This is a genomic window from Facklamia sp. P13055, assembly GCF_050409445.1.
GTDB lineage: Bacteria > Bacillota > Bacilli > Lactobacillales > Aerococcaceae > Facklamia.
In genome coordinates, this window is sequence record NZ_JBNUPL010000006.1 from 72,747 (window position 1) to 94,342 (window position 21,596).

The window sequence follows — 21,596 nt, forward strand, 5'->3', positions numbered from 1 at the left end:
ATAGACAAGAAAGTAGGCATATTTTATAATCAAAATAAATTTTTTGATTATAAGGAGCAAAAGCTATGGCTAAGAAATATCAGTGCTCTTATTGCGGGAAAGAGTTTTCCAAGTCTAAAATTGACTGGGAAGGTTCAGAACCTGAGTTTGAAGAATATTACTGCAAAAAATGCAGCGAATCTCTTATACAAGCGAGTATCAATGCGATGGATCCCAATAGCAACGGCTATGAGGAAGACGGATTTTAGGAAGAGGAAAGGTTAGGTTTTTAAATTTAATTATTAAAGCATTTCATTTAAATAGAAAATAAGACTTCTATCGATAGGAGTCTTATTTTAATTGTCTACTACAAGACTTAGAAGTAGCCAAGGAATGTCTATTCATTCATGATATAATATAGGAACAATCTTAAAAACTTAGCTTAAAGTAGTAAGAAAAGAGGTATTTAATGAAGCGCTTTATTGAAATCGATGAACTTAGCCAGTATCCAAAAGCTTTTTTATAAATGTAACACTGGGAAATGATCAAGCCAGTGGCGATGACTACTATTTAGGACTTGAGGAGCCACTATATGATGAGGCGAGTCACATTCCGCATGCCAAGTCATATTATTACGAATTGGTGTACGATGATAAGGGGTATATGAGGTCCCAGAAAAGTTTATAAGCTCATTTCAAAGACCTTAAAGACAAAGAGCTCATGGTGTCTTGAGGATTGGGCGTAACCGCTTGTAGCAATTTATTAGCCTTAGATGAAATAGGCATTGAAGGAAAGTTATACACTGGTTCTTATTCGCAATGGTTGAAGAAAAAGCAGAAAGCTGTTAAAGGAAATGATGAGTAGAAAGAGTGAGTGAATGAAAAAAGAAATATTTCCGACTGAAGTATTGGAAGTTGAAATTACTGAGTTAGACCATAAAGGAAATGGCTATGCCCGTTATGTCCATGCGCCAGACCGTGGGTCGAATGGAAAGGGCTTGAAATTATTTATACCCAATGCCGTTCCAGGGGATAGAGTTCGGGTGACGGTACCTAATGCCAAGGGCAGAAAGCAAGCAGTCGTACCGTTTGATGCATTATTAGCAGCCAGTCCTGATCGTAATCTTGATATTCCGCTCAAAGACGCCAATGCCGGGGGAACGCCATTAATTTCCATGACCTATCCAGCTCAGTTAGCTTATAAAACCCAAGAAGTAAAGGACCATTTAGCAAGCCAAGGATTCGATCCGGCTTGTGTTCGACCCATTATTGGGATGGATGATCCCACCCATTATCGTAATAAAATGGAGTTAAGCTTCGGAGCTGAAGGGGCTATCGGTATGCATGAACAAGGTAACTTCACCAAAATCATCGATATGAAAGATTCGGTGCTTGCTCCTAAACTATTTGTCCGGGTAAAAGAAGTAGTCGCCGACTGGCAAAAAGATTATCAATTATCCTATTATGACAAACAGACTCAAAAAGGTCTTTTGAGAAATCTCTTATTGCGTCAATCCTTTGTCACCGGGGAGTTGATGGTAGTGATTTATGCCACTGAAGCACCTAGTCAAATGCAAGAGGCAGTGGATGATTTGAGTCAGCGGCTAAGCAAACGCTTCGATCAATTAGTTAGTTTACAATGGATTCTACACAAGGAAGCGACGGAACGGATTCAAGCCGACGAAACGTTTATTCTTCATGGGCGCGATTATATTAATGACGAATTAAATGGCTTTCGCTATCGGATCTGGCCGGAGACCTTTTTCCAAGCCAATCCTGTCCAAGCGGAGAAATTGGTACAACTAGCCTTGGAATTCGCCCAGGTCAATGATCAAATGCGCGTCTTAGATCTTTTCTGCGGGGTGGGAACTTTTAGTTTGCCTCTAGCTGAAAAGGCTAAAGACTTAGCCGGTATTGAGATTGTTGACCAGTCGATTCAATCAGCTATTCGCAATGCGATTGATAACGGCTTAGACAATACCTTCTTTATGACCAGTGATGCGAGAAATGGCTTGAAGCGCTTGGAAACCGAGTGGGGACGACCTGATTTATTACTATTAGACCCTCCTCGTTCTGGGGCCGGTGGAAAAGTCATGCGTGCCATTGGAAGATTTGGTACGGATAAAATTGTTTATGTTTCTTGTTTCCCTAAAAGTTTAGCAGAGGATTTGGTTTGGTTACGTGACTTTGGTTATGAATTGGTCTCTGTTCAACCGGTGGATCAATTTCCGCATACAACGCATGTGGAGTGTGTGGTATTGATTGAAAAGAAAGTGTAAGAAAATCCTGATTCGATAAGCCTTATGTCATATGATTAATCTGATTAAAGCATTTTTTCTGTGTTTAAATAGAGTTTTAGGGATAGATTGTCAGTATTTAGTAAAATTGTGAGAGGAAACTGGTTAGGAGAATTGAACAATGATTACTAATTGAACAATTGGATGGCCAAATGTACTGAGTCTAACTTGAATTAAAACATTGATTTTTCAAAAAAAGGTTGGTACAATTTAGAAAAGATAAAAAGGGGTTTTAATATGCATGGGGGAGCCAGAGAAGGTGCAGGACGTAGTAAGTTGCCTGAATCAGAAAAACGTAAAGCTAAGAGCATTTATTTTAGTGAGTCAGATATTGACATGATAGAAGGTATAACTATTGAAGGATGCACTAGCTTTAGTCAAAAGGTTATTGAACTAATCTACTATGCTATTGAAAATTTAGAAGAATCATCTACTAAAGAAAATACGATTATTTGTGAAGATTCCTTTGAATATCAGAATATCAAAAATGAAAAGGAAAGGGCAGACAAAATGAAATTTATCGACCTTTTTGCTGGAATCGGTGGCACAAGACAAGCCTTTGAAGATGATGATTATGAGTGTGTATTTAGCTCTGAATGGGATCAATTTGCTGCTAAAACCTATGAAGCAAATTATGGAGAGACTCCTTATGGTGACATTACTCAAATTGATGAGAATGATATCCCAGATCACGATGTCTTATTAGCCGGATTTCCTTGTCAACCATTTAGCAACATCGGAAAACGTGAGGGATTTGCTCATGAGACTCAGGGGACGCTATTTTTTGATGTGCTTCGCATATTAAAAGCAAAGCAACCTAAGATGTTTTTACTTGAAAATGTAAAAGGTCTCTTGAATAATGACAAGGGACGCACCTTTAATATTATAATTAAGCAACTTACAGAACTAGGCTATTCCGTTTTTTATGATGTGCTAGACGCTCAGAACTTTGGATTAGCACAACGTCGGGAGAGAGTTATTATTGTTGGATTCCATCCAAGCTTAAACGTAAAAGAATTTGAGTTGCCTCATGGGAATGAAAACATTCGAGTTCCAGTTAAAGATATTTTAGAGAGGAATCCTAAGGGATATACAATTTCTAAACATCTCCAAGAAAATTATCTCTTCAAGAAAGACGATGGTAAGCCACAAATTATTCATTTTGAGAGTGATATACGGGTTAATACATTGGTTTCTAGCTATCATAAAATACAGCGGTTGACAGGAACTTTTGTAGAAGATGGTGAAACAGGACTTAGACTATTGAGCGAATTGGAATGTAAGCGTCTCATGGGCTTCCCTGATGATTTTTTATTTCCAATATCCAGAACTCAAATGTATCGTCAGTTAGGAAATTCAGTAGCCATCCCAATGGTTAAAGCGGTAGCGGATGAAATGAAAAAGGTGATGATAGAAGGCCAGGAATACGAGCCTATTCCAGCAGAAAAACAGTTGAGTTTAGCAATATAATAAATATCAAGTCGTTCATTCGTAATTAAATGAACGACTTTTTTAATCATTATTTGTGAATCCTTTAATTTGAAATTTTTTGCCACGTTTTTTACTTGGGTATGTCCATTTAAATGGGGTTCCAAATTGACCACTATGGCTGTATTTTTCGAGATAATAAGATATATATTCATCTTTCTTAAAAACTTCAAATTTGTGCGTGAAAATTATCATATCGGCTATCTGAACTGGGTCATTGACTAAGGGATTGTTGTCTCCAAAAATGAAAAACTTAAGTAGCTGTTCATTATACTCAGATAAGTTACTATCTAAAATATTGATAGAGTTTGGATGTGTTTCAAGAAGACGCTTCCGACTGCCTACTTTCTCGAATTTCAATAGTGCATTAGCTATGGAAGATTCATGATCTATGTCTAATGCTGATATCAGGTCAGCAATATTGCCTTCGTGAATAGTAACTTCCTTGGCGGTAGAATTTTTAATGCTAATGTTTCGCACCAACTTCTGACCATTACTCATTTCAATGCATACGGTCAAATCAGTTTTAGGTAATCCGTTATTAGAAAGTCTAGGAATGTCTGATGATGCCTCGATATTTTTGATGGTGTCCACACCCTCGGTAAGACCAATAGCTAACAAGACAGTTTTGAATAATATATAGGTTGAAGATTTTATGGTTCTTGATGCATTTGTGTAATCATTCCATAACTCTATATTTTTGGGGTCCTTAAAAAATAAAACAGCACTATTTTCTGAAATAGATCCTAAAACATTTGCTCTTTGGCCTTGTGGCATCTTTTCGGTTGTTTTTGTTACTATTTTCCTGGCTAATTGATTCACAGTGATAACATCCGTAATGAAGGAAACGTATGTCTCACTTTTGATTTTCTCGGAATAACGTTTCGCATTTTGCATTTCTTTTTCAGAAATGGAATCAGGAACAACCAGAAAAATCTTTGTGATATTATCATTAATAAGGCGAATATTTTGAGCCATGTACTCGTTTCCATAGATGCGATCGTTTCTGACAGAACTTGTGCCTTTAATAAGCCAAGTTTCATTATTGAATTCTGAAAAGACGACTTTAAAGTCCATTTTGAATTGTTTTTCTTTATTGGGGTACCCAATATTATAATTAGAACTAAATTCAACATTAAAGTTTGGATCGTCGCAAATAGGCTCAATGACATTGTATATGAGTTCTTTAACGCTTTGACCAGATTTATATTTCATTAAGTTTTCATTTACAAACATTCAATATCTGCCTTTCACTTAAATATCTCTAAATCATAAAAACATACGACATGATTGATTATTAGCTTTCAAACTCGATTGGCTAATGAGATTCAGATACTATCATTGTAACAATTACATTATGCTTAAGCAATACAAGGTCTGTAAAAATAGAGACTAGAATATAAATTGCAAATAGAACGCAGCCACCTAGAACAAGGTAATCCTCGCTCATGAGAAGTGTCGCAATAATTATTGCAATGTATCATATATAAAAGATTATTTTATTTGAATAACCTTATATTCAATGTCTGTAAAGGATAAATTGAACAGTAAATTTATTATATGATTGTAAGTTTCTTCATCATAGGCTTCGCAAAAATGACTGGAATCATTATTATCCGCATTACCCACTCAACAAGTGCAGCATCGTCCAATATGAGCCCCTCTATTTGGATTACGTGTAACCCAATCTTGCTCACTTATTTCCCCGCTCTGACTTCTTCTTAAACGAAAGTGAGGGATAATATTAAAAGATTTCAAGCCATACAAAAATTCTTTAAAGGTTAATTTTTCTACTTCAAACATTTCAACCACTCCTAGTTATTTATTCAATTAAAAAAGCGCAACGAGATTCGTCGTGCTAGATAACTAGATTAGACTCATCTTTCTCTTTCGAGTTGGATTTAGCACCTTGCCAAAAGGTAGGTTGCTGCAGCTTCATTGGGCCAATTCCCTCTGCTTGCTCTGGATAAGTTGTGGTTTTTAATTGTATACTATAAGTATTAATTAGTTATGAAAAATTGTTTGTTTTGTTTTTAATATAGAGTAGAATTACGATTTTAAAAAATATTATGTGATATTAAACTTCTGAAATATATTTTAAATAGCGCTATTATTAATAGAGATATAAAAATACAATTTGGTACAAGTTTTTAATAAATCTAAATAAGATTATTATATAATTTGTTTAAATAGTATCATTAAATATAAAAATTTAAGTATATGTGATAGGAGAAAAGTATGGATACTAATGTTTTTAGGAAGACTATATTTGAAGTTTTGAAATATGATAACAAATTTAAAGAAATGGGTTATAAAGAAAATTTGATGAAAATTATCTCAAGGTCTAAAATTAATTCTGTACCTCAATATGACTTTGCAATTCGCTCTTATCAACATTGGGAGATAATTGAATTGAGGGTTCCAGTTCCATTATTAAACGAAGCTAATGAACTTAAAGAAGAGATAAATAAAGTATTCGAATATGTTTATGAAGAAACTGATGAGTATGCATTGCAAAGAGTTGAAATAAAACCAATGATCATTGATTTACCTGAAGAATATACAGAATACGATGTTCATTTTGATGAAATAGAAGATACACTTATTCAAGGTATTAGAGGAGCAAAATTTGTTATTTGGGCTGCCGTAGCATGGTTTAGTAATGATAAAATTTTTAGAGAGTTAAAAATTAAGAAAGATCTAGGATTAAACGTTCGGTTAATTGTTTCTGATGAAAAATCGAATGAGAGCATGGTGAAAAAATTAAAAGAAAATGAATTTGATGTAAAAGTCATAAAAAAATTTGGGTATTATAATAGTAATAGAATGCATGATAAATTTTGTATTATTGATTTAGATTATATTATGCATGGATCCTACAACTGGTCACAAGCTGCTAATTATAATAATGAAACTTTAGCGACAGCACTAGATAGGAATTTGGTTTCAAGTTTTGCTGAAGAATTTATGTGTCTATATACTGAAAATAATTAAATTGCTTTCAAATACAATTTCAACATATTATTATAAACCCTTAATTAGCTGACGACACATATAGAAGCTTCGACTTCCTTACGAAAATAATTTTAAATTTCGAATAATTATAAAAATAAAAGTAATTATTGAAATTTAAAGAGTTCGCAGTTATAACATAGGTATCGGTTCGTTTAAATATTTTAGTCTCATGTTATAATTATGGCAAAAGAAAATAGTAACTATGGATACTAACTTTTAAATTTCTACCTCAAATAAAATATGTATAGAAGTTCTTTTGGTAGTGATATGAAGTATATTTTTGATTAAATAAGTGTAGTAAAAAAAGAATTAACAAAATTTTTGAAGGAGAATAATTTCTATGAAGAAAATATTTTTAACATCAAGTTTATATGGGACAAGAGAATTAATAAAAGAATTTTTATCAAATGTCGGGCATGATGAGGTGTTATTTATTCCGACTGCATCAATCGTTGAAGAATATACCCAATATGTATAGATGCCAAGGATACGTTTAGAGAACTAGGTGTAAAAGTTAATGAATTAGATATAAGTAAAATTGACAGAGAAAATATTATAGAAAAGATTGAAGCCTGTGAAATGATCTATTTTTCTGGTGGTAATAGTTTTTACTTACTACAAGAATTAAAAAGACTTAATTTGATAACAATTATTCAAGAAAACGTTCAAAAAGGAATGATTTACATTGGTGAATCAGTTGGTGCAATAATTACTACTAATAATATTGAATATTCACAAAAAATGGATGATAAAGAAAAAGCAAAAACATTAAGTGATTATGAAGGTTTATCTCTGATTGACTTCTATATAGTCCCTCATTTTAAAGAGATTCCTTTTATTGAATCAGCTGATGCTATAATCAATGATTATTCAGAAAAATTAAATATTGTTACGCTTAATAACAGTGAAGCAATCATTGTTTTAGGTGATAGAGTTGAAAAGAAATAATTTTATTTTAAGTTAGCAGACTTTAAATAAAAATTAATATTTTTGGAATTTAGAACTACTAATGAAATACAGTAAAACTCCGTATTCCATATATCAGTTTGCATACTTACCTTAACTCCGACACATGTGGAGACGGTAGCGTTATTGTCCAAACTAGATATCGACCAATGTATTAAAGTGAAATTAGATATGGACGAGTTAGATGTAACATCATCTGAAAGTAAGGCTACTTATGAAGAAATTAAAGAATATGTTATGAAGAAACACGGCATGAAAGTATCTAATCGTTATATATCGCAAGTAAAGAAGAAATGTGGACTTGAAGTTGGTAAAAATTATAATGTTTCAAAGAAGGAAAATCCTATAGCACCTAATTGTCCACCTGAAAAAGAAGAGGCAATTAAGGAGGCTTTAAAACATTTTAAGATGATTTAAATTGGAGTATCTCGTAAAGCCCCATTGAGCTAGCAGTCAAGGGGGCTTTTTCTTGTGTGCCCAGCATGGGCACAATCTAATGGGTGAAAGTCCCTAGTCTGCCCTAGTAGTGGGAAAGACATAGCCGAACACCAAGGGTGTCCATCATGAGGTGGAATCTGAAGGAAGGTGTAGGCAAAACTCCGATCTGACGAACAGAAATCACATCAGGCTGTACTTATGGATAAGGCTGCTAGACAAGTTAAAGTCCAATAACTACTCGGGAATAAATACAGTAAATGTGGCAGATATATGGAGTGAAAGAGTGTGCTCTTACCTGGGGAGGTCTTACAGGTAGGTGGAAACAGAGTAAGAAATCTATAGTAACAACGAACTGTAAGAAGTCAGCAGAAGTCATAGTAGCCGACGGCTTAAGACGAATGGGGAAGGAGTGAACTTTAGGAGATATGAAGAAAATGAGTGTAACTGATGATAGATACAAGAATAGAAAACCTTAGAAAGAAACAGAGGGCTACTTGGGGAGGGGATCTGCGGAACAGAAAGAGGAGCTAAGAGCATTCGCCTAACAGAGGATTACTGAAACAAAGCATATCGACACAAACTTTAGTGATGCTGGGCTACTTGAGAAGATACTGGATAGACAAAATCTGAATAAAGCCAATCAGCGAGTAGTATCCAATAAGGGAGCTAGCGGAATCGATGAGATGAGTGTATATGAACTTATGCCGTATCTCAAAGATAACAAAGACAGCCTGCTCGAGAAGTTAAGAACGGGCAAATACAAGCCACGACCCGTATTAAGGGTAGAAATTCCCAAAGAAACAAAAGGGGAATACCGAAAGTTAGGAATACCGACGGTAATAGATAGACTGATACAACAAGGGATCCCCCAAGTATTAAGCCCAATCTATGAAAAACAATTTTCCGAAAATAGTTATAGACGCAACAGCGGAATGGGCAGGAATATTCAAACGGCCTATACCTCGCGATTTACAAAGTTTTATTATTGATGAAAATTTGATCGTTTTAAAGCGGGTATACGCTAGATTTAACGGCGGTAAAGCAACAGATACCTATCAAATACAAAGCGAGCCCCCTCTATTAATGTATGCTAGACATTTAAACCCTAATAACGGCTTAATCAGTCTTATACCTAGCGAGTTATTAGAGAATGGCAAAGGCTTTGATGATGCTTTACTAAGGAACGCCTTAGCTACCCGCATATTAGCTATGCGCAACAACCGCAACAAAGTTAAAGGCAATAAGATAAAACTAGATACACTTTGCAAAGAAGTTGGCAAAACAAACCCTACCTATAACCAAAGACGGACTCTTAAAGATAATGCCGAAAACATATTGACCGAATGGAAAAAAATGAAATTTATTAAAGGCTACGATATTTACAAATTAGACGGTAGCAGAGCCATTGAAGGGTTTATAATTCAATATACACCTTTTAACAAAGCCTTAAATTAGCCCGCTTGATTTTAGCGGGTAATTTTTGGCCTGTTTATTATACATACAGTAATTTAGTGGTTTTGTATACATTGTAATAAAATAAGCGTATGCAATTTAACACCCCCGTCATTTAGCACAAGTACCTACGGCATTTAGCACAAGTTAAACGAGTTAAAAAACACGCCTTATCCTTAGAGCACCAACGATTTACAGTGTTTAAAAAAACCGACCATAAGTATACGTAAGTACATGTAAGTATACTTAGACGGCCTAGCCCGCCCTTGCTAGGGCAGGCGAGCAGGCCTTAATATAAAGGCAAGAAAAAAAACCCCAGCGACAGCGGGGGCAAAAAGGTAGTCGCATCAATTAATCTAGATAACCTATACACCGCCCCAGCGTTCACGAATTTAAAATAAGTGTAGCAAATTGATGCGAAAACAAAGGTAATCTAAAGGCGCAAGAGTAAAGAGTGTAAACAAAGTGTAAAAGGGGAGATATGAAAAGGTAAGTATAAAACCAGTGCCAGCGCAAAAGGAGTGATAGCTAACACACATAAACAAAAATGAAGAATTGGAGTCCCTAAAAAGGGAAAAGACCACAAAACGCACACCCTAAAAAGATAAAATAGGCAGAAATGGCACCCCTAAAAAATGGATAGTGACAAAAATGACCTACAAAAAAGTACCCAGAGTAAACAGAGGTATTAAAAAAAATATTTACAAAAGAGGCAAAACAATGCAAATTAAAATAGCAACAACCCCAAGCGTAAGAATAGCTAATAGTTATGAAAATAAATTAGTCGATTGGAACGACTTTATAAAAGATTTTAAAGATAAATATGCTACCACAGACACCGTAGAAAGCTATCACGCGAAATATGACAAAAATAGCAAAAAATACGCAGAGCAAAGAGAATACAAACTAAGTCATAAGAATAAAAGAGGCGCTTTTGTAGGGGGTGGCTATCAGTCAATGAACCAAGAGCAGGGTTAAACAGAGATAATAAAAATATACTACTAAGAACGTTATTAGCCTTTGACTTTGACAACGGAACACCAGAACATTTTAACGATATAACAGACCGTTTAAATGCTTCTGATTATGCTTTTATTTTATATACTACTCACTCGCATTTAGCAGACACCCCAGCATTTAGACTATTAATGCCTTTAGACAAAGAGGTAAGCCCTAAAGAATATGAGGCGATAGCAAGATATATAGCAGGTATTAACCCGCAGGATATGGAAGCCTTAGACAGTTCAACGTTTGAGCCAGCCAGAGCCATGTTTTACCCTACAACCCCTAAAAATGGCGAGTATATATGCGAATGGGCAGACGGTAAGCCAATAGATACACAAGCAGTATTAAGCCAATACTCTACTACCGATTATGCGCAGGAATGGAACCTACACCCTAAAGAACAAGCAAAGGTAGACGTAACAGGAACTAGACCCAGTGGAGATATAACCGACCCTCACAAGAAATACGGCTATATTGGCGCATTTAACCGCACCTATAATATCCATGATGCTATAAGCAAGTTTATACCCGAAGCATATACTTACAACACAAGGACAGAGCGCTATTCGTGGACGGGCGGAAGCAGTACAGACGGCGCAAGAGTATATCATGATTTTGGCGAAGCTAGTTATTTATACTCTGAACATGACACAGACCCCGCACATGGAAATAATAACGCCTTTGATTTAGTAAGGATACATAAGTTTGGAGAGTTAGATGCAGGCATAACAGATACAGCTATCAAAGATTTACCAAGTCAAAAAGCTATGATAGAACTTTGCAGGAATGATGCGAAAGTACAGGCAGAGTATAAAAAACATAACAATGATAAGGGGCAACTTGATTTTATGGATAGAACATCACCAGCCCAACAAGCGCCACGAAACCAGAACGAGGCTATTATAAAGGCGATCGATGCAGGCGAAATAGACCTTGAAAAGTACGATATTAACAATGTACCTACAAAAATATTAGATGCACTAACAGAGGCGGATAGAGACTTACAAATAACCGAGTTATACGCCAGAACGTCACCAGCGCATCATTTACCTAGTTTTATTGATGGAATTATCAAGGATAACAAGAAAGGCATATCAACAGGCTTTAAACACTTAGACAAATATTTAGATGGTGGCTTTTATGAGGGGCTTTATGTTATCGGTGCTATCAGTTCGTTAGGAAAAACTACCCTATCTTTACAGATTGCAGATGCAGTAGCTAAACAAGGCAAAGACGTACTTATTTTTAGTTTAGAGATGAGCAGGCACGAAATCATGGCCAAGACAATATCACGCTTAACTTATGAGCAAGTGATAGCTAAAGGCGCATCAATTAAAAATGCTAAGAGCGTTAGGGGTATAACGGTAGGTAGATTTTGGAAGAACTACACAAGCGAAGAAAAGGAAATCATTGCAGAGGGTATTAAAGAATACGAGAACTTTGCTAAGCATATCTTTATACACGAGGGGCAAGGGGATATAGGAGCAAAACAAATAAGGCAAGCAGTAGCACAGCATATTAAGTGGGAAAAAGAACCGTCATTAGTGATTATTGACTTCTTACAGATATTAGCGCCTTATTACGAACGAGCAACAGATAAAATAAACACTGATAAAACAGTGTTCAGACTGAAGACAACCCCTTTATTTGAGATTAACTCACAAAGGGTTTGTCTTCAGTCTGAAGCCCTATTTTAGGGCTTTTTATTATGCCCTAGTGTTTTTAATATAACCAAGCAATTAAAACGGCTATAAAGCGAGATATAGGACTAATAAATAACAAGCGAGGCATGAGGGTAGATTGACTCAAAGTAAAGGCAATAATATTTATAGATAATAGTAAGTACCTTGATGCACTCGTGCGGTTAAATAATTAACGTTACAGAAGCTTTAACTAAGAACATGTAAAAAACTCTATACATAAAACATTAAAACGTCACAGAACGCAAATATAAGCCAATAAATGATGTCCATATATTTTTAAAAAACCGACGTCGCACATTTTAGTTATAAAACGATAATGATTAATTAATGATGCGGTACTACCCAAGCTAATAAAGTGGACAATACCCCCCATGAAATCAAATGCCCCTACCACGGGGAACCAGACAACTGGGAGGGGGGAAGACTCCGAAAAAATATACGCGCGCGCGTGAGAGGGGGGCAAATATTTAAAACCTGATAACTCCATAAAAACAAAGGCGCATCACAGGGCAGGCGGGCAGAGTATAAGCGCATCTTTTAAAAGTTCGAAACGTTGCGAAAATTTAGTGTTTTGTTCGACATATTCCAACAATAAGAGTTTCAACATATCTCAACAAGCATAGGAGATGCGATCGATAAAAGAGCCGCCATCGAGGTACGGTTATATAAAAGACGGGGCATACCTCACCCTCCCGTCTGTCGGCCGAACTTCACGCCGTACTGTACATATTTTCTCACACCAAACTATCGTTGATATAAAGCCGTTTAAAAATTTTAAGCATAAAAAAATAAAGCCTTAAATATAGGGGTATGCAAATATACATTCCAAGATTTTACAAAGGTTACGAAACATTATTAAACCGTAATTAGCACCCGTACCCTACATATATACCAGCGTTAGGTAATTATAAGGCTGTTAACATGCAACGTTTTACTATACACATAATAATTAGATAAAACTCGCCTATTTATATAGATTTAAATAAGCATCAGTGTTATTATTATACACATAGTAATTGAATAATAACTTGTGTACTAAACTTACAAAGAAAGGAGCAACTTATGGATAAAGCCAATAAAACGATTAGGAAAAAGATAAAAGACGCTGGCTTAAAGCATTGGCAGGTAGCACAGCAAATTGGGATAACAGCAGGTACGCTTGTTTTGTGGCTAAGAACACCATTAAAACCAGAACGCAAAGCAAGGGTATTAGAAGCAATCGAAGCGCTAAAAGCGCAATAAAAAAGCCCGCAAGTAGAGGCACTACTCACAGGCTAAGGGGTACGTTAAATACCACTATTTAGATACCCCAATTATAACACATATAAGGGGAGAAACAAACCAATGGAAAAAGAACAAAAACTAACACACGAACAAGCTTCGCAATGGGCACAAAACGTATGCGACCATATGAGAGTTATCGAACTATATCAACAGCAAATAGATGCTTTATCAATGATTAAAGAGAAGGACTACCAGTATGTAGTATACATTATGAAAAGATTTTAAGATACGCAGTTTCACTACAACCAGCGCATCTTAAAAGACTTAGACGAGGTGGCGTGTATTTTGTTTGATTTATCAGACCAGATAAAAGAAGAACAACCAGAATTATCTTAATGCTTTAAAAAAGGACAGACACAGAGTGACACAGATATAAATAAAGAAAAACCACTAAGCGAATAGCCCAGAGATTAAATGACTGTTTGATAAATATTATTAAAGATGACCTAACCTTGAGATACTAGAAAGTTTTAAAGAACCATACAGCTGTATAACTAATTATAAGGTAAAAGTATATTACTCAAAACGGATAGATAAAAAGGAGAATTAAAAATGAAATTTGAAATGTTTAAATTAATTAAAAATAATAAAGGGACTTTTTTAGAAAGAGTAAACAAATATCGAAGCCGACGAATAAAGCAGTTAAAAGAAAAAAACTACTCAATCGAAGAGCTGCACTTTTTAATAGCCTGTTATGAAGCTGAACAAATTATATTAATGGAAGAAGCTCAAAACGCTAAAGACTTAGACGATTTTAGAGATTATTTCATGGCTGCTTATGATATACACGCAGATACCGAAGAAATAAGAAAACAGCTTAAATTATATTAGAGGGCATAAAATGACAGATAAAATTGATTATGACAAGCTAATAAAATTTGGGGGGATACCACACCAGCCCCTCCAGACCCTTTCGAGAGCCTTTTGAAAGAGCCTAAAATGACAACAGACGCCAAGAAGCAGGCGCTATTTATAAGGGAAGCATACAAACGCCAGTTAAAGAGGTATAACCGCAGTAATTTGCTAACCTCTAAACTTATAAAGAGCATTAACAAAGATAAACCAATAGAACAGGCTTTAGTTGATGCGATTGACCTTATAGGTGTTATTTTAAACGATACAGCCACGCATCAAACGTTAAAAAATAAAATAAAAGAAGCATATAACATTGATTAGGCGGGGTATTATGCCCCGTTTTTATAAAAAAATAAAAAAGTTATCGGAAGTTAGAGCAAATTAAGCTATACTAAACAGGGGGTAATAATATGCATGATATACAAACTATACACACAAACAACAACCCTATCACAACGGCAAATAATGTCGATTTTGGCGAGTTTTACAATATGTTTATTAATTATATAGACGCATCAGAAAACACCATCAAAACGTACACACGAGCAATCAAGCAATTCATTAAATTTATGTATGATAACGGCGTAACACAGCCGAAACGAGAAGATATTTTAAGGTATAGGCAAACCTTGCTAGAAGACGGCAAAAAGGCATCAACCATACAAAACTACATCATAGCCATACGCCAACTTTTTAATTTTACCGAAGCAAAAGGCTTATACCCTAACATAGCTAAAGGTGTTAAAGGGGCTAAAATATCTAAGAGCCACAAAAAGGACTATCTAACCAGCAAGCAAGCAGGGAGCGTATTAAGTCGCATCAATACAGACGATTTAAAAGGACTTAGAGATTATGCTATCGTAGCTTTAATGCTAACAGGCGGACTAAGAACAATAGAGGTTAGCAGGGCTAATATTGAAGATATGCGCGCGGTGGGAGATAGTACCGCCTTATATATACAAGGTAAAGGCAAGGACGATAGAACAGAGTATATAAAGGTTATTCCAGAGGTAGAGGAAGCTATACGGGCTTATTTAAGCGCCAGAGGGCAAGCAGACGCTAAAGTGCCCTTGTTCGCATCAACCAGCAACAACAACGCAGGCAAACGCATGACAACTCGAAGCATAAGCGGAATAGTTAAAACGGCCTTAGTTGACGCAGGCTTTAATAGCGATAGATTGACAGCACACAGCCTAAGACACACCGCTGGTACGTTAAACTTACTAAACGGGGGTACATTGGAAGAAACACAGCAATTATTAAGGCATCAAAACATAGGGACAACAATGATATACCTACACCATTTAGAGCGAGAAAAGAATAACAGCGAGGCGAGAATTGGAAAATCTATTTTTGGTTAAATACGCTATCCGAATAACGGACAACGAAAATTTATAAAACTTATAGGAGAAGAACAAAATGGCGATTAATCGATATAACGACGGTATTAGATTAAGAAAAATCAAAGAGAGAAAAAGACAAGCGGAAAAAAGAAAAGGGCGACGAAGTTTACAACGGTTAACAGGGTTTATGCGTGGACTGAGACCCATACGCGTGCCGTTTGAAATGGTTGACCCTATGCCGTATGACCAACAGAAAGCGAAAGGGTGGCTAGGAAAGTTTTTTTAGCGCTTGATGCAATAAGGATACTGATTAACTTATTTCTTTACCTTTTAATAGCAATTCCAGATTTGTACATAACATTAAAAATATTTTTCTTTTTTATAGTAAAAATTGTTTTTTCATAACACTAGAAAATACTATAAATAACACTATTTAGATAAAGGGGTATTTTATGGCAGAGATATACGCAGTAATCAATCAAAAAGGCGGAGTAGCTAAAAGCACTACAGCCCAGATACTAGGGAATGCAATCAGACACAAAGGCCATAGCGTTTTATTTATAGATTTAGATCCACAAGGCAATCTAACCTATGGAATGGGGATTGATACGCCTGATGCAGGTATATACGAAGTATTAACCAAGCGAAAACGGGCGCTTGATACAATCACAACCACAGAGCAGGGGGACGTTTTAGCGTCAACACCTAGCCTAACCATGATAGAACATGAACTACAAAACGAATTAGGCAAAGAGTACCGACTAAAAGAAGCATTAGACACATTAAGCGCAAGGTATGACTATATTATTATAGATACACCCCCTAGCCTATCCACACTATCAATAAACGCATTAACGAGCGCAAGCAAGGTTATCATACCGACACAAGCAGATATTTACAGCATACAGGGCTTAGCCCAGCTTAGTCAGACGATCGAAACGGTACGCAAATATACCAATGATGCGCTAGAAGTAGCGGGTATTTTGATAACTAGATACGATAAGCGAACCATACTAACCCAGCAATTAACAGAGATGCTAGAAAATACAGCACGCATGATTAATACGAAAGTTTTTGATGCGAAGATAAGAGAAGCAATAGCCGTTAAAGAAGCGCAGGCCATGAGAGATGACTTATTGTCCTATGCACCGAAAGCAAACGTTACAGCGGACTATTTAGCCTTTATTGACGAATTAGGCATAAAATAGGCGCATCAATTTAAAGGAGGCTTATACATGGAAGCAACACCAGCAAACGACTTATACGGCATCTTTGGCGCAAAAGAGATTAACAGCACACAAAAATTGGTAATGATATACATCTATCTAAAAGCAGAGGGCGCAAGCAGGGTAAGTATCACGAATACCGACTTTATAAAAGCTCTTAATTTTGATTATAGTACCCTCAACCGAGCACTAAACGCCTTAGAGGCTAACGGCTTTATAAAAAGAGAAATAAGTGAGAATGAGAACGGGCAGACAACTAGAGAAATCGAAATATTTATATAAGGAGCGGATAGAATGAAAGATTTTACAGCAAACAACCCAGCAGAGGCACTTATAAGAGGCAATCGGAACAAGCAAGCCCCAGCAAGCAAGATAGGTAGGCCTAAGAGCACCGAAGAAACAAAAAGCAAGCGCACTAACTTATTGCTTTACCCATCTATCTTTGAGGACTTACGCAAGATAGCCTATATTCAACAAACGAGCATAAACGATATTATGAACGATTTAGGCAGAGAATTTACGCTGAAACACCAAGAGGACATTATAAAATATGACAAATTTTTTAAGAAAGGAACATAAAAATGGAAAAAGATACCTTTATAAAAGGCTTTAGAGATACTCTAAAATCTATGCAAATTAATCAACACTCTATTTCTTTTGAAGAAAGAAATGACATTAAAATGATAACGATTAAAGATAATTTTAATATATTATCTTTAATGTTATTAAATATGTTTGGAAAACATGGGACAAAATTTAAAATGCTGTATTGCAGTTCCTCAAATGAAAATATAGACGAAATAATTTTTTATATAGATATTATAGAATATAAAAAATTAAAAGAATTCTATTTATAAAAAGTAACTTCTGAAAATTAGTATTAGCGGAAGTTGAGAAACAACCTATACCACCATTTAGAAATGAGGCTAACCTATGATAACTGAAGATGATATTATAAAATTTAAGGAAGTAGGAGAAATAGCTTTTGATGCAGATATACCCGCAGATACTAGAGTAAATACTTTAATCACTATCTCTAAGCAACACATGATAGAAAGTTCTTTAGTAAGAGAAGCAGAACAGCTAGTTTATCCTTATTTTTCTTTTACTAATATTTTAAAATTTATAGAAAAAAATTAGATTATACAATACTTTGCTAAAGTTTAAAGACGAGTTAACAGGCTTAGACATAGATGAGATAGAAAAGTGTTTAACAACGGTAAATTATACACCTAGCAATTTTTTAGAACATAAAAACACATATGAAATTTTAATGAATGCATATAGCGAGGTGTTGCACAAAGACTATGAAATTATACGTCAGACTTCAAAACACGCAGGGAGCCTAGACAATTTGCAAGACTCTATAAAACTATTAAGGGAAAACTTAGACGCTAATTCATGGCGTATGGCTTATAATTTCGTCAATATCCTATTAAACGAAGAACGGCAAAAAGCAAGTGAAAAACCGTTTGACGATTTTTATTTATTAAAAAATACAGGGCAAGAAGATTTAGAAGCAATCGGTCAATCTTATGAGTTTATTATAAAGTCGCTAGTTACTTTGTATGCATGGCAAGACTTACTAGAGATGATAGGTAAGGCCATAGATAGCAAAGCTATACTCAACAAATCCAAAGAAACACCTTTAGACAGCAGACCTTATACTTACTTAGCTATGCAGTCAGAGGTTTTAGCTAGATATATAACAACGAGGAACCCTAAAAAAGATTGGAGCGAAGCGAAAGAAAACGAAAAAGAAATATATATCGCTATCTCTAAATTTACTAACCTAGATAAAATTAAACGCACAGACCGAAAGAAATTTAACAGCATCTATCGAACAAGTAAAAAGAAATTACTAGACATAGACAACTTAGAGGGCTTTAATCAAACCTTTGATAAGATAAAAGAAAGCATTAAAGATAACTTTAATAAACAGACGCAAGACATGACGATTGAGGACTACCAAGAGGCAAAAAAAAGCCCTAGCAATAAAAGGAGGGCTTTAAAAATGACAAATAATAAGCACACTAACCCTTATGCTATCTCTAGCACAGGACAACTAGAGCATAACAATTCGTTTGAGCAATTAGAATTAGAGCTAGATTTATACTTATGCCGTATCTCAAAGATAACAAAGACAGCCTGCTCGAGAAGTTAAGAACGGGCAAATACAAGCCACGACCCGTATTAAGGGTAGAAATTCCCAAAGAAACAAAAGGGGAATACCGAAAGTTAGGAATACCGACGGTAATAGATAGACTGATACAACAAGGGATCCCCCAAGTATTAAGCCCAATCTATGAAAAACAATTTTCCGAAAATAGTTATGGTTTTCGACCAAGAAGGAGTACCCACGACGCCCTGAAAGCGTGTAAGAAGAATGTGGATGAAGGCTATAAGTAGGTGGTAGATATGGACTTGGAAAAGTTCTTTGATATGGTGTGCCAAAGCAAGCTAATAGAAATACTATCAAGAACTATAAAAGATGGTAGAGTAATAGCGCTAATCCATAAATACTTGAACGCAGGCGTAATAAACGAGGGAAAATATGAAGAAACGAAGGTTGGAATGCCACAAGGTGGAAATCTAAGTCCACTACTAAGTAATAGTATGCTTAATGAACTGGACAAGGAACTGGAACACAGAGGACATAGATTTGTAAGATACGCAGAGGATTGGATGATATTTTGCAAGAGTAAACGAAGTGCAGAAAGAACCTTAAGAAATATCTTGTCATTTATAGAGGGAAAGCTGAAGTTAAAAGTGAATCGAAATAAAAGCAAGGTAGCACATATAACGAAAGTTAAGTATCTAGGCTATAGCTTCTATATTACAAAAGGGGAATATAGGGTTAGAGTTCATCAGAAGTCAATAGATAAGATGAAAAGTGAACTGAAAAGGCTAACATCTAGAAGTAATGGAGGGTCAAATGCAGTAAGGAAATCCAAACTGAACAAGTTTATCGCAGGATGGATAAATTATTTCTCAAAGGCGGATATGAAATCCATGCTGGAATGTATGGATGAATGGCTTAGGAGAAGAGTAAGGCAAATATACTGGAAACAGTGGAAGAAAGTCAGAACAAGATACAAGAGGATGAAGAAATTTGGGATACCGCTTTGGAAAGTGCATGAAATGGCGAATTGCAGAAAAGCCACGTGGCGAGCTGCACTAATGCTAAACTCAGTGCTAACCAAAGAAGAAATAGCCAAGCCAGGCTACCTGTCAATGCTCGGCTATTATACTAAAGTGTGTGTAAACTAGGGAACCGCCGTATACGGAACCGTAGGTACGGGGGTGTGAGAGGTCGGCTAGTCAACTAATGGCTAGCCTCCTACTCGATTTCTTCCTGACACATATAATCTTGATATTAAAAGAATTCTTTTTTGAAATGGGAGTCGTTTTTATAGCCAAAGGCATTTCGCTTAATATCTTTGATGAGTTTGTTAGTTGCTTCTAGTTTGGCGTTGGAGTAAGGTAGTTCAATAGCATTAGCGACATAGTTTTATAGCGGATAAAGGTGTTTAAAGCCGTTTTAATAGGTCGAACATATTCAAAGGACTGAATTTGTAGTATAATTGGTTTGAAAGCAGATTAAACATCTGGATTATAAGAACCGCTTTGTTACATCCATAAAAATGAGTCTTTCTTTTTAAATTTGTGTCGATACTTCATAGATTAGCAGACTCACTAGAACGTTTTCTTTAGTAAAGGTAGTTAATCTTATAATAATGCACTATGAAATAAGTAACTATGTAATTGCAGGATTTTAACTACAGTTTAAAAAGACTTAGTAAAAGAAAGGGAGAGATGATGATGATTCAGTTAAAAGTACAGTTGGTAGGGATTAAGAATCCTGCTATTTGGAGAAATATGATTGTGCCAGATAGGACGACCTTTTTTGAGTTACATTGCTTTATTCAATGTGCTTTTGGTTTAGAAGATAGACATTTATTTAGTTTCCAAAAATATGGTACTCAATTAGAGATTGATTTAGAGATTAGCCGTGATTATGATTTTAGTGATGCAATAGCTAACCTTATAAAAAAAGACGCTGAAAAAACACTTGTTCTCCCATATTTATACGAATATAGTTCAATCAATTATACCTATGATTTTGGAGATAATTGGGAATTTAAGATTACTTTGATGAAAGAAGATGTAGCTAATGGGGGCATTTTTCCTCAGGTGGTTGCTTCTAAAGGTGAGAATATTCCCGAAGATTGTGGTGGTGTTGGAGGACTAGAGAATCTTCGTGAGTTATCAAAAACACCCGATAGCAAAGAATTTAAAAGGTTATGCGAATGGAATCCAAGTATTGGACAAGACTTTAACAAAGAGAATGTAAATCAAGAATTGCAAGATCTATATAATAAAAGAGAGGGTGCAATCTTATTGCCAGATCATGTCTATGATTTTTTAGACTTAGTTTAGTAAGTTATAGATAAAGTTTTATGAAGTGAAAGGGATGATTATCGTTTTCTTTTCGATAGGGTCAAAGAAATATATAGTTACCCTTTTTGAAATCGTTATGAGTGAA

25 protein-coding genes, 3 pseudogenes and 1 riboswitch are annotated in these 21,596 nt (G+C 35.4%); of the genes and pseudogenes, 25 read left to right on the forward strand and 3 right to left on the reverse strand.

Annotated features, from left to right (window positions below):
• The first annotated feature begins 65 nt into the window (after positions 1-65).
• The 3 genes from ACQV2O_RS03800 (at position 66) to ACQV2O_RS03810 (ending at position 3,745) form a co-directional block, all read left to right on the forward strand.
• Positions 66-248, forward strand: coding sequence for a hypothetical protein (locus tag ACQV2O_RS03800; RefSeq protein WP_428873527.1), 183 nt, complete (start codon positions 66-68; stop codon positions 246-248).
• A 608-nt stretch (positions 249-856) separates the two neighbouring features.
• Positions 857-2,257, forward strand: a complete 1,401-nt coding sequence (gene rlmD, locus ACQV2O_RS03805; RefSeq protein ID WP_428875030.1) for a 23S rRNA (uracil(1939)-C(5))-methyltransferase RlmD — start codon at positions 857-859, stop codon at positions 2,255-2,257.
• A 294-nt stretch (positions 2,258-2,551) separates the two neighbouring features.
• Positions 2,552-3,745: a DNA cytosine methyltransferase gene (locus tag ACQV2O_RS03810; RefSeq protein WP_428875031.1), complete on the forward strand. Its 1,194-nt coding sequence runs from the start codon at positions 2,552-2,554 to the stop codon at positions 3,743-3,745.
• A gap of 42 nt (positions 3,746-3,787) precedes the next feature.
• Here ACQV2O_RS03810 and ACQV2O_RS03815 read toward each other — a convergent pair whose 3' ends face one another.
• Both ACQV2O_RS03815 and ACQV2O_RS03820 read right to left on the reverse strand, forming a co-directional pair.
• Entirely contained in the window at positions 3,788-4,999 is a 1,212-nt protein-coding gene (locus ACQV2O_RS03815; RefSeq protein WP_428875032.1) for an MspI family type II restriction endonuclease, read from the reverse strand.
• Between the two features lie 393 nt (positions 5,000-5,392).
• The gene (locus ACQV2O_RS03820; protein WP_428875033.1) at positions 5,393-5,566 is read right to left on the reverse strand and encodes a hypothetical protein; all 174 of its coding nucleotides are present in this window, start codon (positions 5,564-5,566) and stop codon (positions 5,393-5,395) included.
• A gap of 71 nt (positions 5,567-5,637) precedes the next feature.
• A riboswitch (SAM riboswitch) is annotated at positions 5,638-5,736 on the reverse strand.
• A gap of 265 nt (positions 5,737-6,001) precedes the next feature.
• Here ACQV2O_RS03820 and ACQV2O_RS03825 point away from each other — a divergent pair.
• The 21 genes and pseudogenes from ACQV2O_RS03825 (at position 6,002) to ACQV2O_RS03925 (ending at position 20,320) form a co-directional block, all read left to right on the forward strand.
• Positions 6,002-6,757: a phospholipase D-like domain-containing protein gene (locus tag ACQV2O_RS03825; RefSeq protein WP_428875034.1), complete on the forward strand. Its 756-nt coding sequence runs from the start codon at positions 6,002-6,004 to the stop codon at positions 6,755-6,757.
• A 361-nt stretch (positions 6,758-7,118) separates the two neighbouring features.
• Positions 7,119-7,256 (forward strand): hypothetical protein, encoded by a 138-nt coding sequence (locus tag ACQV2O_RS03830; RefSeq protein WP_428875035.1) that lies wholly within the window; start codon positions 7,119-7,121, stop codon positions 7,254-7,256.
• A 50-nt stretch (positions 7,257-7,306) separates the two neighbouring features.
• Positions 7,307-7,726: a Type 1 glutamine amidotransferase-like domain-containing protein gene (locus ACQV2O_RS03835; RefSeq protein WP_428875052.1), complete on the forward strand. Its 420-nt coding sequence runs from the start codon at positions 7,307-7,309 to the stop codon at positions 7,724-7,726.
• 123 nt (positions 7,727-7,849) lie between these two features.
• Positions 7,850-8,161: pseudogene (locus tag ACQV2O_RS03840) on the forward strand (23S rRNA (uracil(1939)-C(5))-methyltransferase RlmD); the annotation flags it as partial.
• Positions 8,162-9,070: 909 nt separating this feature from the next.
• The gene (locus ACQV2O_RS03845; protein WP_428875036.1) at positions 9,071-9,637 is read left to right on the forward strand and encodes a hypothetical protein; all 567 of its coding nucleotides are present in this window, start codon (positions 9,071-9,073) and stop codon (positions 9,635-9,637) included.
• A gap of 717 nt (positions 9,638-10,354) precedes the next feature.
• On the forward strand, positions 10,355-10,612 hold the full coding sequence (locus tag ACQV2O_RS03850; RefSeq protein WP_428873530.1) for a hypothetical protein: 258 nt from the start codon (positions 10,355-10,357) through the stop codon (positions 10,610-10,612).
• Positions 10,613-10,782: 170 nt separating this feature from the next.
• On the forward strand, positions 10,783-12,336 hold the full coding sequence (locus ACQV2O_RS03855) for a DnaB-like helicase C-terminal domain-containing protein (RefSeq protein ID WP_428873531.1): 1,554 nt from the start codon (positions 10,783-10,785) through the stop codon (positions 12,334-12,336).
• Positions 12,337-13,404: 1,068 nt separating this feature from the next.
• Entirely contained in the window at positions 13,405-13,584 is a 180-nt protein-coding gene (locus ACQV2O_RS03860; protein WP_428873532.1) for a hypothetical protein, read from the forward strand.
• A gap of 102 nt (positions 13,585-13,686) precedes the next feature.
• Complete coding sequence (locus tag ACQV2O_RS03865) at positions 13,687-13,851, forward strand: hypothetical protein (protein ID WP_428875037.1); 165 nt, start codon at positions 13,687-13,689, stop codon at positions 13,849-13,851.
• A 327-nt stretch (positions 13,852-14,178) separates the two neighbouring features.
• Positions 14,179-14,457: a hypothetical protein gene (locus ACQV2O_RS03870; RefSeq protein WP_428875038.1), complete on the forward strand. Its 279-nt coding sequence runs from the start codon at positions 14,179-14,181 to the stop codon at positions 14,455-14,457.
• Positions 14,458-14,565: 108 nt separating this feature from the next.
• Positions 14,566-14,802 carry a hypothetical protein gene (locus ACQV2O_RS03875; protein WP_428875039.1) on the forward strand — a complete coding sequence of 79 codons (237 nt, stop codon included), beginning with the start codon at positions 14,566-14,568 and terminating at the stop codon, positions 14,800-14,802.
• 89 nt (positions 14,803-14,891) lie between these two features.
• Positions 14,892-15,842 (forward strand): tyrosine-type recombinase/integrase, encoded by a 951-nt coding sequence (locus ACQV2O_RS03880; RefSeq protein ID WP_428875040.1) that lies wholly within the window; start codon positions 14,892-14,894, stop codon positions 15,840-15,842.
• A gap of 58 nt (positions 15,843-15,900) precedes the next feature.
• Positions 15,901-16,110 (forward strand): hypothetical protein, encoded by a 210-nt coding sequence (locus ACQV2O_RS03885; protein ID WP_428875041.1) that lies wholly within the window; start codon positions 15,901-15,903, stop codon positions 16,108-16,110.
• Between the two features lie 166 nt (positions 16,111-16,276).
• Complete coding sequence (locus tag ACQV2O_RS03890) at positions 16,277-17,032, forward strand: ParA family protein (RefSeq protein WP_428875042.1); 756 nt, start codon at positions 16,277-16,279, stop codon at positions 17,030-17,032.
• Positions 17,033-17,059: 27 nt separating this feature from the next.
• Entirely contained in the window at positions 17,060-17,332 is a 273-nt protein-coding gene (locus ACQV2O_RS03895; RefSeq protein ID WP_428875043.1) for a MarR family transcriptional regulator, read from the forward strand.
• Between the two features lie 12 nt (positions 17,333-17,344).
• Positions 17,345-17,629, forward strand: coding sequence for a hypothetical protein (locus ACQV2O_RS03900; protein WP_428875044.1), 285 nt, complete (start codon positions 17,345-17,347; stop codon positions 17,627-17,629).
• Positions 17,630-17,631: 2 nt separating this feature from the next.
• Positions 17,632-17,907: a hypothetical protein gene (locus tag ACQV2O_RS03905; protein ID WP_428875045.1), complete on the forward strand. Its 276-nt coding sequence runs from the start codon at positions 17,632-17,634 to the stop codon at positions 17,905-17,907.
• Between the two features lie 76 nt (positions 17,908-17,983).
• Positions 17,984-18,190, forward strand: coding sequence for a hypothetical protein (locus ACQV2O_RS03910; RefSeq protein WP_428875046.1), 207 nt, complete (start codon positions 17,984-17,986; stop codon positions 18,188-18,190).
• 133 nt (positions 18,191-18,323) lie between these two features.
• Positions 18,324-19,214, forward strand: a complete 891-nt coding sequence (locus ACQV2O_RS03915; protein ID WP_428875047.1) for a hypothetical protein — start codon at positions 18,324-18,326, stop codon at positions 19,212-19,214.
• Positions 19,169-19,867, forward strand: a pseudogene (locus tag ACQV2O_RS03920) (reverse transcriptase domain-containing protein); the annotation flags it as partial. The gene ACQV2O_RS03915 and the pseudogene ACQV2O_RS03920, both read left to right, overlap by 46 nt.
• Before the next feature lie 69 nt (positions 19,868-19,936).
• Positions 19,937-20,320, forward strand: a complete 384-nt coding sequence (locus ACQV2O_RS03925) for a group II intron maturase-specific domain-containing protein (RefSeq protein ID WP_428875053.1) — start codon at positions 19,937-19,939, stop codon at positions 20,318-20,320.
• 106 nt (positions 20,321-20,426) lie between these two features.
• Here the strand turns inward: ACQV2O_RS03925 and ACQV2O_RS03930 are convergent.
• Positions 20,427-20,593 (reverse strand): annotated as a pseudogene (locus ACQV2O_RS03930) (transposase); the annotation flags it as partial.
• A gap of 279 nt (positions 20,594-20,872) precedes the next feature.
• Between ACQV2O_RS03930 and ACQV2O_RS03935 the strand changes: the two are divergent.
• Positions 20,873-21,490: a plasmid pRiA4b ORF-3 family protein gene (locus ACQV2O_RS03935; protein ID WP_428873544.1), complete on the forward strand. Its 618-nt coding sequence runs from the start codon at positions 20,873-20,875 to the stop codon at positions 21,488-21,490.
• Positions 21,491-21,596: the final 106 nt, after the last annotated feature.